The sequence below is a fragment of the Mycobacterium sp. E787 genome (assembly GCF_001668725.1).
In the GTDB taxonomy this organism is placed as follows: domain Bacteria; phylum Actinomycetota; class Actinomycetes; order Mycobacteriales; family Mycobacteriaceae; genus Mycobacterium.
Window position 1 is genome coordinate 99772 of the sequence record NZ_LZKL01000064.1, and the last position, 12229, is coordinate 112000.

Consider the following 12229-nt stretch of genomic DNA (forward strand, 5'->3'; position numbering starts at 1 on the left):
GGAGGTCCGATGGTGTCGACCCGCTTCGCCCGGCTACGCCGCGCTTGCGATCGCCCCTCGCGCCCGCCTCAGCCCACCCGTTCCCCGCGCCGCGCCTGACGCACCTTGTTCTGCCGCTCGTCGAGGATGTGGCCGAAGTTCTGCAGCAGCAGCGGTTCACGCGTCACCAGGTGCTCGATGTGCTCCCGGTCGATCTCCAGCGCGGTGACCTCCTCGAGCGCGTACGCGCTCGCCATGTTCGGTTGCCGAGTCAGCGCGGTCAGCCCCAGGAACGAGCCCTCGACCAGCGTGCTGATCGGCACGATCGAGCCGTCGTCGGCCATCGCCGTCAGCTGCACGCGCCCGGCGACCAAGAAGGTCATCCCGCGCGGCACCTGACCGGCGTACTCCACCGTTTCGTCGGCGCCGTAGCGGACGAGTTGCGCGCTCGCCTGCAGCGACCGCTGCTCGTCGGCGTTGAGCCGCAACGCCGGAGCCACCACGGTGCGCAACGCCTTCTCCACCCGTTCGGGGGTCGAGTAGTCGTCGTCGCAGTTGTCCAGGTGCAGGCCGTCCCGTCGCGCCGCGTACCAGACCCAGCGCAGGAAAGTCGACTTCGCGGCGCCGTCGTCCGCGGGTGAGCTCAGCCCGAACGAGGTGCGGTATTCGCCGGCGCCCACCGGTACCGAACGGGGCACGCCGTCGGGCGTGAGCTGCGGCAGCCCGAGGGCGACGCGCGACAGCATGGCGCACACCCGGTCGGGCGCGTCTGCGGGCGCGAACGTCGTCGTGATCGCCAGTTTGTGCGTACCGGCCGGACGGCTGAGATTGGTGAACGCCGTGGTGGCCAGCACGGAGTTGGGCGTCACCCGCATCCCGCTGCCGGTGTCGATGTGCACCGCCCGCCAGTTCACTTCGACGACGCGCCCGCGTGCGGTCCCGGTGTCCAGCCAGTCGTTGATCCGGAACGGTTGCTCGAACAACATGAACAGGCCGGACACGATCTGACCGACGGAGTTCTGCAACATCAGTCCGATGACGACCGAGGTGATGCCCAGCGCGGTGAACAATCCACCGACCCGGACACCCCAGATGTAGGACAGGATCACGACCAGCCCCACGCCGATCACCGCGAAGCGGGCGACGTCCAAAAAGATGGTGGGCAGGCGCGAGCGCCAGCTGTCTTCGGGCGCGCTCTCGAACACGGCGACGTTGAACCCCGACAGCACCAGCACCAGCACCAAAAAGCCGAACACCGTGGTGAGCAGCCGCACCGGGACCTCCCCGGCCGGGACCTGGGATGCCTTGACGAGCAGCAGCAAGAGCGCGGCGAGCGGCAGCAGGTAGTTGCGCACCAGGCCGACCTGCTTGGCCAGGCGGCTGTTCCTGCGGACGAGCGCGTGGTGCAGCTCGGTGAGAAAAATCAGCCCGACGGGAAATCCGATCGCGATGCCGATCGCCCAGTAGAACCACGAGGAGTTCCACGCGTTCATCATCGCTCCGACAGCCGATACATGGGCTGATCGGTTCCGCCGACCGAGATCGTTCCGGCGGGGGTGAACTGCCGCACGTCACGCATCGCCTCATAGACCGGGGCGCTGACATAGATGCCGGGCTGTGGTGCGCCCCTGTGCATTTGGTAGGCCAGGCTCACCGCGGCGCCCCACATGTCGTAGACGAGGCTCGAGCGGCCCACCAGCCCGCTGACGACGTTGCCGGTGTTGATCCCGACCCGAAGGCCCAACTCGTGACCGGTCTGGTGGTTGAACCGGTCGATGATGCGGCGCATCTCGATCGCGAAGTCAACGGTTCGGTGGATGCTGTCCAGTCGCGGGGTGATCACCCCGCAGGTCGCGAGGTAGCCGTTGTGGAACGTCCGAATCCGTTCGACGCCAAGGGTTTCGGCGGCCGAGTCGAATTGCCGGAACAGGTCGTCGACGATTCCCACCAGTTCGTCGCCCGAGAGGACGTTGGACAGCTCGTCGAGCCCGGAGATGTCGGCGAAGATGATCGCGACGTCCTGATGCTTCTGCGCGATGGTTGCCTCGCCCTCGCGATACCGCTGGACGATCGACTCGGGCATCAGCGCCAGCAGCAGGCGGTTGTTCTCGTTGCGCTGCTCGTTGAGCAGTTCCTCTTTGATCGCGAGATTGCGGCTCATCTCGTTGAAAGCCGCGGTGAGATCGCCGATCTCGTCGCGCGACAGGACAGGAATGTTGATCTCGTAGTCGCCGGAGCTGATCTTGCGCGTGCCCTCCTCGAGGCGCCGGACCGGCCGCATCGCGGCCTGCGCGATGAGCATCGAGGCCACGCAGATCACGAACACCAGGGTGGCCACCGCGACCACCAGTGTCTTGCTGAACCTGCCCAGCCGCGCGAAAGCGTCCGAGTCGTCGCGCGTGGCCAGGATCGACCAGTGCAGGTCAGAATGGGCAATGTCCAGCGGCGCGTACGCTTCCAACTCCTTGTTGCCCAGGTAGTCGGTGGCGCTGATGACGCCGGTCTCCCCGCGCTGTGCGGCTTTGAAACCCGCGGTCGCAACCGGCTGCACCAATGTCGTGCCACCCAATCGGAGCGCCCTTTCCACGACGTCGGGCGCGGTGCCGGCGGCGATGGCGTCGCGGCGGTATTCCTCGGGATCTTCGAGGAATTCCCGCGAGTCGGAACGCATCAGGCCGTCCGGGCCCGCCAGGTATGTCTCGGTCGAGGGGCCCATGCCGGCGGCCTCCCAGTGCTTGTTCGCGGTCATGATGTTGTTGATCTTCGCGATCGGCACCGGGAAGGCCATCACACCAACCACTTTGCCGTTCATCCCGACCGGTGAGACCACCCACGCGGTGGGCGCGTCGAGCGCCGGCTGATACGGCTGGAAGTCGGTGACCCAGACGAAATCCACGTCGTTGGAGCGCAGCGCCTTCTGATAGGCGTCCCGCAGATTCGATTCGCGATACGGGCCGGTGAGGATATTCGTCCCGAGGTCGGGTCCCTTCCGTACGGAATAGACGATATTGCCCTGCATGTCCAACAGCAGCGCGTCGCGATAATCGAAGCGGGTGACGATGCCGCGGATGTAGAAATCGAAGCGGGCATTGGCCGCCGTCCATGCACTCCCGTCGCCGGCGTCTTCGACGGGTAGCGAATCGGCGTTCGGCCTCGGCGGCGCCGTGTAGTAGGCCTGAATGTATCTTTGCGCCGGCGAACTCGGCAGAACCGCATGGAGGTCGATGGCGTCGCCCGTCGCCCTCTTGATCGGTGCGATCATCTGGTTCTCGTAGTAGTCGACCAGCGACTGCTGCTGGGCGGGACTGATCGTCGAGTTGGCCAGTTGGTCAAAGCCCGTGGTGAGCGATGTCGTGGCCTCGTTGATGCTGAATCCGCCGCTGTAGACGATCAGGGAATTCGTCACCTCGCGGAACAGCGCCTGGACCTGCCTTTTCTGCGACTCGCGCAACTCGATCAACCGCTCGGACTCGACTTGCCGCAGCGCGTTGCGGCCGGAGATGGCCCCGATGAGTCCGATCACGCTCACGCCGAGGATGCCGGACAGCAGCATCGCCACCAGGATCTTGGACTGGATGCCGAACCGGAAACGGTGCCAGACCAGGGGCCCGCGCGTTTTCTTGCGCGCCTTTTCCCCCGGGCCGGATTCCGGGCCGGATTCGGGCGCGTTTTCAGGCTTGTTCGCCGTTCCCGAGTCAGCGGCCGCGTCGGCCGCTTTCAGCTGGGTCGATGTCAATCGCCTTTCCCTCCCTGTGACGGGATGCAGCACCGATCACGCAGCAGACTAACGCGCCTGCATCACGATATTGGCGATTGCCGCAAAAGGATCGGCGTCAATATGCCGAGCGTGGGGGTGCTTTGTGCCGGAATCCGGCCCGGCTAACCTCGCCGTCATGGCACGGGTCTGCGTCGTCGGCAGCGTGAACATGGACCTGACGTTCGGCGTCGATGCCCTTCCGCGCCCGGGCGAGACGGTGCTGGGGTCGACGTTGAGCTCCGCGCCCGGCGGCAAGGGCGGCAATCAGGCCGTGGCCGCGGCGCGCGCCGGCGCGCGCGTGCAGCTCGTCGGTGCCCTCGGCGACGACGCGGCCGCCGCACGCTTGCGGACCCACCTGAAGGCCAACGGTGTTGGGCTCGACGGGACGGTCATGCTGCCCGGGCCGAGCGGCACGGCGGTCATCGTGGTCGATGCCAACGCCGAGAACACCATCGTGGTGGCGCCCGGCGCCAACGGGCGGCTGACGCTGGCCGCCGCCGGTGCGCGCGAGGTGATCGCGGGCTGCGATGTGCTGTTGACCCAGTTGGAGATTCCGGTGCCGACGGCGGTGGCGGCGGCGCACGAGGCCCGCTCGGTGGGGGCGGCCGTCATCGTCAACGCCTCCCCCGCCGGCCGGGACGACCGCGGCTTGGCCGAACTCGCCGCCGCCGCGGACGTGGTGATCGCGAACGAGGCCGAGGCCGAACAGTGGCCCTGGCGGCCAAACCATTTGGTGGTCACCCTCGGCGCGGGCGGCGCCCGCTACGCCGGCGCCGACGGCGAGTTCGTCGTGCCCGCCCCGGCGGTCAAGGCGGTGGACACCACTGGTGCCGGCGACGTCTTCGCCGGGGTGCTGGCAGCGAACTGGCCGAGCGGCCGGGACCCGGATCCGGCCGCACGTGCCGAGCGGCTGGCGGCGCTGCGGCGCGCCTGCGCCGCGGGCGCGCTGGCCACCCTGGTGCCCGGCGCCGGCGACTGCGCGCCGCGGGCCGAGGCGATCGACGCGGCCCTGCGGGAAGGCTTTCGGTGACCAACGCCGGTGATGTAGCCTCGCTGGCGATGACTGCGGTCATGGGAGTTCGCATGCCAGCGACAGCCGCCGCCGACATGGCCCTGGTGCTCTTCGCGATATTCGGAGTGCTCGGATTGGGCTGGCGCAGCTGGCTGCAGTATCGGCGCACCGGATCTACCGGCTTTCGCGGGATCAAGGCCGGTGGCTTGGTGGAACGCGTCGCCGGGATCGGCTTCGTCGTCGCGCTGGCCGTCGCGGTGTGCGCCCCAATCCTGCAGGAGGCCAAGGTGGTTGGCCCCCTGCGCATTCTCAACGAGGTGTGCATCCAGACCGTCGGCATCGTGGTGGCGACGGCCGGCATCGCGGCAACGGTGTACGCGCAACTCGAGATGGGCGATTCCTGGCGGATCGGGGTCGACACCAAAGAGACCACCACGCTGGTGCACACCGGCGTCTTCGGCCGGATACGCAATCCCATCTACGCCGCCATGTTCATCTTCGGCATCGGGATCGCCCTGGTGACGCCGAACGTCGTTGCCCTGGCGGGCGTTATCCTCCTCGTCGCCACGATCGAGCTGCAGGTCCGTCGCGTCGAGGAGCCATACCTGCTGCGGACGCACGGCGACGCCTACCGCGCTTACGCCGCCGAAGTCGGTCGATTCGTCCCGGGGGTCGGACTCCTCCGCTAGCGCGGCGTGGCCACGTCGTGGGCGATCGTCAAACCATCGGCCATTTCCAGTTCGTCCGCCGTCTGCGTGAGCAGCAGGCGGCTGCGGTTCGGCGATAGCAGGACCGACAGGTGGTGATGCGGCGCGTCGGCCACGAACGCCAGGCGGTTGACGCGCAGGAGCGCAGCACCGATCGGCGAGTCGAGCAGATGCGCATTGCGTGGGCCCGCGATCTCGGCGGTGATTTCGTGCCGGATGCGGTCCACCACAATGCCGGCGTCCGCCAGCAACCCGTAGAGCGGCGACCGCCGCAGCGCGGACTCGGTCAACGCGCCGGCCAATTCGGGCGGTAGCCACGCGTCACTGACCATCAACGGCTCGCCGGTCCTGCGCTGCCGGCGCACCCGAACGATCTGCAGCAGCTCGCCGGGCGCTTCGAGCGCCTCGGCTACGGCCCGCGGGGGACGTCGCGTGCCGAGTTCGACCACCTCGACATCGGTCTCGAATTGCGTCTGGCGCAGTCCCTCCATGTACGAGCCGCCCACCGCAGGATCCGACGGACTGTGGTCGCGCACGAACGAGCCGACGCCGTGCCTGCGCTCGATGTATCCCTGATCGGCCAGGTCCGCCAGCGCCCGGCGGACCGTGATGCGGGAAACGCCGAACTGATCGCACAGCGTCTGTTCGGTGGGCAACGCCTCGCCGGGCGCGATGACGCCCCGGTCGATCTCGTCGTGCAGCACCAGGAACAACTGCCGGTGCAATGGCACCCCGGCAACGGCGGACACAGGCCCCGCCTTGCCGCCGCCGCCCCGCACGGTCGTCAATGCTTCCACACCGCCTCCCTTGCGCCCGGCCGATCAGTTGTTATATGTATATAACAACTGATCCCAACCGCGCAGGGAAGGCCGATGACCGCCGTGCAACAGCAGCCCGCCACCGATCCGGCGGGGCCGACCGGCCGCCTGGCCACCTGGGTCGCCGGTCTCACGCTCGACGATGTCCCCCAGGCCGTCGTCGAGCGTGCCAAACACCTGCTGCTCGACGGCCTCGGTTGCGCGCTGGTGGGGGCCCAACTGCCGTGGTCACGCATCGCGACTGCGGCCGTACTCGGCCTGGAGGGCCCCGGCGACACTGTGCTCATCGGGACCGGACGCACCGCCGGCGCACCCGCGGCCGCCGTCCTCAACGGCACCTTCATCCAGGGCTTCGAGCTCGACGACTTCCATCCCCTGGCCCCGCTGCACAGCTGCTCGCTGCTGATCCCGGCGCTGCTGTCGACGGCGTCGACGCGGCCGGCAGCCACGCGGGGCGCCGACCTACTGCTCGCGGCGATCGCCGGCTTCGAAGTCGGCCCCCGCGTCGGTTACACGCTGCACGGCACGCAGATGCTCGACCGCGGCTGGCACTCGGGCTCGGTCTTCGGTACCCACCCGGCGGCCATGGCGTCCGGCAAGCTGCGCGGGCTGTCGCCCGCGCAACTCGAGGACGCCCTCGGCCTCGCCGGCACCCAGTCGGCGGGCCTGATGGCCGCGCAGTACGAGGCCATGAGCAAGCGCATGCACCACGGCCTGGCGGCGCGCAACGGCTTCTACGCCGCGGGTCTCGCGGCGGCCGGCTATACCGGCATCAAGCGGGTGTTCGAACGCGAATACGGCGGGTTTCTCAGCGTTTTCGGGGAGGGCCACGACCCCGACGCCTCGCTGCTGACCGGGCAACTCGGCCAGCGGTGGGAGACCACCATCATCATGGTCAAGTCCTACGCCGCGATGGGCGGGCTGCACGGCGCGATCGACGCCGCCAAATTGCTGCGCAGTTCGGTTGCGCCACAAGATATCTCGAAGATCGACATCACCGTCGGCGAAACCATCTACAAGCATGGTTGGTGGCGCCCGCAGCGGCCGCTCAGCCCGATCGGCGCCCAGATGAACATCGGTTACGCGACGGCCGCGGCGCTGCTCGACGGCGACGTGCTGCCCGAGCAGTTCACCCCCGGCCGCCTGGATGCCGACGACATCTGGTCACTGATTGCGGCGACGACCGTGCACCTGGACGAATCGTTGACCGACGCCGATATCACCGAGAAGTTCCGCACGGATGTCGCGGTCACCACGCGCGACGGTGCCGTGCACCGCGCCCGGGTGGACCTGCCGCACGGCGCGCCCAACGATCCGGTCACCAACGACGAGCTCGTCGCCAAGTTCCATGCCCTGGCCGACCGCGTCACCAGCCGAGGTCGCGCCGAAGCGATCGAGCGGGCAGTGGTGCGGCTCGACGAGCTGGACGACAACGACAACCTCGTAGACCTGCTCGCCGCCCCCGTCGCGGGGGCGCTGGACTGAAAGGACGGACATGGTCACAACCCCCGCCCGCCAGCGGCTCCAAGACCTGCTGGCCAAACGCGAACTCATTGTTGCGCCAGGTGTTTTCGACGGCATCTCCGCGCAGCTGACCAAACGGACCGGCCACATCGCGGCGTACATGACCGGCGCCGGCGTCGCGGCGTCGGGCTTCGGGCTGCCCGACATCGGGCTGGTCACCGCCACCGAGATGGCCGACCGGGCCCGGATGATCACCGGCGTTTTGGGCGACGTTCCGCTGATCGCCGACGCCGATACGGGCTACGGCGCCGCCATGAACGTGGTGCGCACCGTCCGGTCCTACGACGCGGCCGGGGTGGCGGCGATCCAGTTGGAAGACCAGGTGTTTCCCAAACGGTGCGGTCACCTGCCGGACAAGCAGGTCGTCGACGCCGCGGTGTTCGAACAGACGCTCGCCGCCGCGTTGGACGCCCGGTCGGATGAGGGGCTGCTGGTGGTCGCCCGCACCGACGCGCGCGCCCCGCTGGGCCTGGACGCCGCCATCGAACGCGCCAACCGGTACGCGCAAGCCGGGGCCGACGTCATCTTCGTCGAGGCGCCCCGGGACGCCGGCGAAATCGAGCGCATCGCGCGTGAAGTGGACGCTCCCCTGCTGATCAATCTGGTGCTCGGCGGCATGACGCCGCTGCAGTCGGCTGCACGGCTGCAGGAGTTGGGTTACGCGATCGCGATCCATCCGGGCAACCTGCTGATGCAGGCGACATTCGGAATGCTGCAAAGCCTTTGCGAACTCAACGGCACGGACATCACCCCGCACCTGCCTGCCGGCCCCGGGGACTTCTTCAACCTCGTCGGCATGGCGGAGTGGCTGGAACTGGACACCAGGTACGCGCGTAGGGACCCGTCATGGGCATGACCGTCATCGAGAAGATCCTCGCCCGCAAGGCCGGCCGCGACTCGGTGTCACCGGGCGACACCGTCGTGGTCGACGTCGACATGACCGTCCTGATCGACCTGCAGTTCGCCACCATGTGGATACCGCCCAACCGGATCCACGACCCCGACAAACTCGCGGTGGTCATGGATCACGCCGTGCCCGCGCCGACGATCAGGGATGCCGCCGGCGGCGGACACGCGCGAAAGTTCGTCGCCGACTTCGGCATCGAGCGCTTCTACGACGTCGGGCGGCACGGCATCTGCCACCAGGTCATCGCCGAGAACGGGCTGGCGCGCCCAGGCGAGATCCTGGCCTGCACCGACTCCCACACGTGCGCCGCCGGCGCCTACAACACCGCGGCCCGCGGGCTGGGGCCCGCCGAGGTGTACTCGATCATGTGCACCGGCACGACGTGGTTCCAGGTCGCGCCGACGATCCGCTACGAGCTCGACGGCGTCAAACCAAAAGCGGTGAGCGGCAAGGACATCTTCCTGCACATCGCCGCCGAGTACGGCGACGCCGCCAACCTGAACCTGGAGTTCGGCGGGCCCGGGCTCGCCGGCATCCCGATGCACGACCGTCGCACCATCGCCACCCAGGGCGCCGAGGTGTCGGCCGATTTCAGCACCTTCGAACCCGACGCGGTCCTGGACCGCTTCCTCAACGACGCCGGCGTCACCGGATACGACGCTGCGGCACCGGATCCCGACGCCGCTTACCGCGACGTCCGGCGCGTCGACCTTGCGACGCTGGAACCCTACGTCGCGCGGCCGGGCACCGTCAGCCGCAACGGGCTGCCCGTCTCGCAGCTGGATCGGCAGAAGGTGGACCAGGCGTTCATCGGGTCCTGCGCGAACGGCCAACTCGAGGACCTCGAGATCGCCACTGAAGTGTTGCGCGGCAACACCGTCGCGCCCGGCGTGCGGCTGCTCGTCACGCCCGCCTCACAGGCGGTGTACCGGGAGGCCATGCGGCTGGGCTACCTGCAGGACCTCGCGGACGCCGGCGCGGTGATCACGAACTCGACGTGCGGCGCGTGTTTCGGCTACCACATGGGTGTGGTGGGCCCCGGCGAGGTGTGCATCACGTCCAGCACCCGCAACTTCACCGGCCGGATGGGCAGCACCGAGGCGGAGATCTTCATGGCCTCGCCGGCGACCGTTGCCGCGTCCGCCGTCACCGGATACATCACCGACCCGAGGAACGTGACGGCATGACGATCCGCTCGCTGAAATTTCACGGCAAGCTCTGGGTGTTCGGCGACAGCCTCAACACCGACGCCATGTACCCGGCCTTCGCCATGAAGATGGATCCGCCCGAGGCGGCCAAGCACATCTTCTACGAGGTGCGCCCCGGCTGGACCGAGCAGGTCTCGCCGGGCGATATCGTCGTGGCGGGCAAGAACTTCGGGGTGGGCTCGTCGCGCCCTGTCGCGGCGTTGTTCACCGAGCTCGGCGTCGCCGGTCTGGTCGCCGAGGAATTCAATTCGCTGTTCTTCCGCAACGCCGTCAACGCCGGCCTGCCGGCGATGACCGTGCCCAACGCCACCGAGGTGTTTCGCGAGGGCGACACCGGAACCTTCGATCTGGCCGCCGGCACCTGGCGAAACGACACCACGGGAGCCTCGGGCAATGTCCCCCCACTGCCCGATCTGATCCTCGAGATCATCGAAAGCGGCGGCGTGCTCCCCCGGTTGGCCGAACAGGGATACCTGCCGGCCGAACTCGGGGACGCCCTGCGGTCGAGCACGGTCGCCATGCGCGGCGCCGGAAGCGGCGCCTGATGGCGCTGCTGGGACCGCTGCTGCGGGGCGTCCGGGCGGGCGCCCGGCGAAGCCCGTTGGCCGGCGGCGCTTTCGACGCGCCTGAGTCCCTCATCGTGAGCAGCACGGCGTTCGCGGACGGCGGCGCGATGCCACGGGCCACGGCGGGAAAGGGCGTCGGCGACAACGCCTCGCCGCCGTTGCGCTGGAACGGCCTGCCGCCTGGCGCCCGGCAGCTGGTGCTCATCATCGACGATGTCGACGTTCCGCTGCCGCGACCCCTGCTGCACACCATCGCGGTGCTGGAACCGACGCTTGACGGCTTGGCGCCCGGCTCCTTGCGGCCGGGAACCGCCGGGATCCGGTTCATTCGGGCGGACCTGGGTCGCCGCGGCTACGCGGGACCACGCCCTATTCCCGGCCACGGGCCGCACCGCTACCGGTTTCAGGTGTTCGCGATCGATGAGCGCGTCTCCGACACCGTCACCACGGCCAGGGCGTTGCTTTCCACGATGAGCGGCCACGTGCTGGCCCGCGGCACGCTGACCGGCACCTACGAGCGCTAGCCCGCTAGCGCCGACCTGCGCGCGGCCCCTAGGCGCTAGAACCCGGGCGGCGACTGCGATTCCGGTAAACTGGGCGGCCTGCTTGTCGGCAGCTGGCTGGGGGTGTGGCCGGTCTCCACGGAGGTGCGCATGAACGCCCAGCTCATGAGGTCATCGCCGGCCGTCCCCCGGGGCGGCGGCTTCGGCGATGCCGACTACGTCCGCGGCATGGAACGCCTGCTGCACGCCGTCCAGGAACTGTCGCTGGCGCGCAGCCTGCACGACATCCAGCGCATAGTCAGCGCCGGCGCGCGCGAGCTCACCGGGTGTGATGGCGCCACCCTGGTGCTGCGCGACAACGACGAGTGCTACTACGCCGACGAGGATGCGATCGCCCCGTTGTGGAAGGGGAGCCGATTCCCCATGGCAGCCTGCATCAGCGGCTGGGCGATGCTGCACCGCGAAGCGGCCGTGATCCCTGACATCTACCGCGACCCGCGCATCCCGCACGCCATCTACCGCCCGACGTTCGTGCAGAGCCTGGTGATGGTCCCGATCCGCAAGCTCGACCCGATCGGGGCGATCGGCAACTACTGGGCTGAGCGCCATCAGCCGTGCGGCCAGGAGGTGTCGTTGCTGCAGGCCCTGGCCGATTCGACCTCGATCGCGATCGAGCACGTCCGGGTCTACTCCGAACTCGAACAGCGGGTACGCGACCGCACCGCCGCCCTCGAGCACGCCAACGAGGAGATCCACCAGCTTTCCGTCACCGACGAACTGACCAAGCTCAACAATCGCCGCGGCTTCTACCTGCTGGCCGAGCCGGCGCTCGACGCGGCGCGCCGACGTGGCAGCGATTTCCAACTCGCCTTCCTGGATGTCGACGGGCTCAAGCGGGTCAACGACGAACACGGCCACGACGTCGGCGACATGCTCATCGCCGACGTGGCCGGGGCGCTGCGCGACACGCTGCGCGAGTCCGACATCCTCGCCCGCATGGGCGGCGATGAATTCTGCGTACTGCTCACCGAGCCCGAGGACGACCCGGCGACGCTGAAAAAGCGGCTCGTCGAAGCGTTTCGGCGCTTCAACGACCCCGGCGACCGCCCCTACCGGCTGTCGGCCAGCATCGGCATCGTGCAGGGACCGGCCACCGAAGCCAGCTGCGTCGACGCGCTGCTCGCGCGCGCCGACGAGCTGATGTACCAGGAGAAGAAGGCCACTCCCGGTGCGCGGCTGAGGAACTGA

11 protein-coding genes are annotated in these 12229 nt (G+C 68.7%); 8 read left to right on the plus strand and 3 right to left on the minus strand.

Going from position 1 to position 12229, the window contains the following annotated elements; genetic code table 11:
* Window positions 1–68: 68 nt before the first annotated feature.
* Both A5705_RS13805 and A5705_RS13810 read right to left on the minus strand, forming a co-directional pair.
* Complete coding sequence (locus A5705_RS13805) at window positions 69–1472, minus strand: mechanosensitive ion channel domain-containing protein (RefSeq protein ID WP_067876390.1); 1404 nt, start codon at window positions 1470–1472, stop codon at window positions 69–71.
* The gene (locus tag A5705_RS13810) at window positions 1472–3532 is read right to left on the minus strand and encodes an adenylate/guanylate cyclase domain-containing protein (RefSeq protein WP_369803312.1); all 2061 of its coding nucleotides are present in this window, start codon (window positions 3530–3532) and stop codon (window positions 1472–1474) included. Before A5705_RS13810 ends, A5705_RS13805 begins: the two co-directional genes overlap by 1 nt.
* A gap of 340 nt (window positions 3533–3872) precedes the next feature.
* Here A5705_RS13810 and A5705_RS13815 point away from each other — a divergent pair, with 340 nt between their 5' ends.
* Together A5705_RS13815 and A5705_RS13820 are read left to right on the plus strand one after the other, a co-directional pair.
* Window positions 3873–4766: a PfkB family carbohydrate kinase gene (locus tag A5705_RS13815; protein WP_067876638.1), complete on the plus strand. Its 894-nt coding sequence runs from the start codon at window positions 3873–3875 to the stop codon at window positions 4764–4766.
* A gap of 53 nt (window positions 4767–4819) precedes the next feature.
* The gene (locus A5705_RS13820; RefSeq protein ID WP_068278349.1) at window positions 4820–5437 is read left to right on the plus strand and encodes an isoprenylcysteine carboxylmethyltransferase family protein; all 618 of its coding nucleotides are present in this window, start codon (window positions 4820–4822) and stop codon (window positions 5435–5437) included.
* Here A5705_RS13820 and A5705_RS13825 read toward each other — a convergent pair.
* Complete coding sequence (locus tag A5705_RS13825) at window positions 5434–6252, minus strand: GntR family transcriptional regulator (RefSeq protein WP_067876384.1); 819 nt, start codon at window positions 6250–6252, stop codon at window positions 5434–5436. The genes A5705_RS13820 and A5705_RS13825 overlap by 4 nt on opposite strands.
* 75 nt (window positions 6253–6327) lie before the next feature.
* On the opposite strand from A5705_RS13825, the gene A5705_RS13830 reads away from it, so the two are divergent.
* The 6 genes from A5705_RS13830 to A5705_RS13855 all read left to right on the plus strand — a co-directional run bounded on the left by A5705_RS13830 (window position 6328) and on the right by A5705_RS13855 (window position 12229).
* On the plus strand, window positions 6328–7758 hold the full coding sequence (locus tag A5705_RS13830) for an MmgE/PrpD family protein (RefSeq protein WP_067876381.1): 1431 nt from the start codon (window positions 6328–6330) through the stop codon (window positions 7756–7758).
* Between the two features lie 10 nt (window positions 7759–7768).
* A complete protein-coding gene (locus tag A5705_RS13835) occupies window positions 7769–8653 on the plus strand; it encodes an oxaloacetate decarboxylase (RefSeq protein WP_067876378.1) in 885 nt (294 codons plus the stop codon).
* Complete coding sequence (locus A5705_RS13840) at window positions 8644–9891, plus strand: aconitase/3-isopropylmalate dehydratase large subunit family protein (protein ID WP_067876364.1); 1248 nt, start codon at window positions 8644–8646, stop codon at window positions 9889–9891. The genes A5705_RS13835 and A5705_RS13840 overlap by 10 nt, the downstream gene beginning before the upstream one ends.
* Complete coding sequence (locus A5705_RS13845) at window positions 9888–10457, plus strand: 3-isopropylmalate dehydratase (protein ID WP_067876362.1); 570 nt, start codon at window positions 9888–9890, stop codon at window positions 10455–10457. Before A5705_RS13840 ends, A5705_RS13845 begins: the two co-directional genes overlap by 4 nt.
* Window positions 10457–11002, plus strand: coding sequence for a YbhB/YbcL family Raf kinase inhibitor-like protein (locus A5705_RS13850; RefSeq protein WP_068278144.1), 546 nt, complete (start codon window positions 10457–10459; stop codon window positions 11000–11002). Before A5705_RS13845 ends, A5705_RS13850 begins: the two co-directional genes overlap by 1 nt.
* 129 nt (window positions 11003–11131) lie before the next feature.
* On the plus strand, window positions 11132–12229 hold the full coding sequence (locus A5705_RS13855; protein ID WP_068278350.1) for a diguanylate cyclase: 1098 nt from the start codon (window positions 11132–11134) through the stop codon (window positions 12227–12229).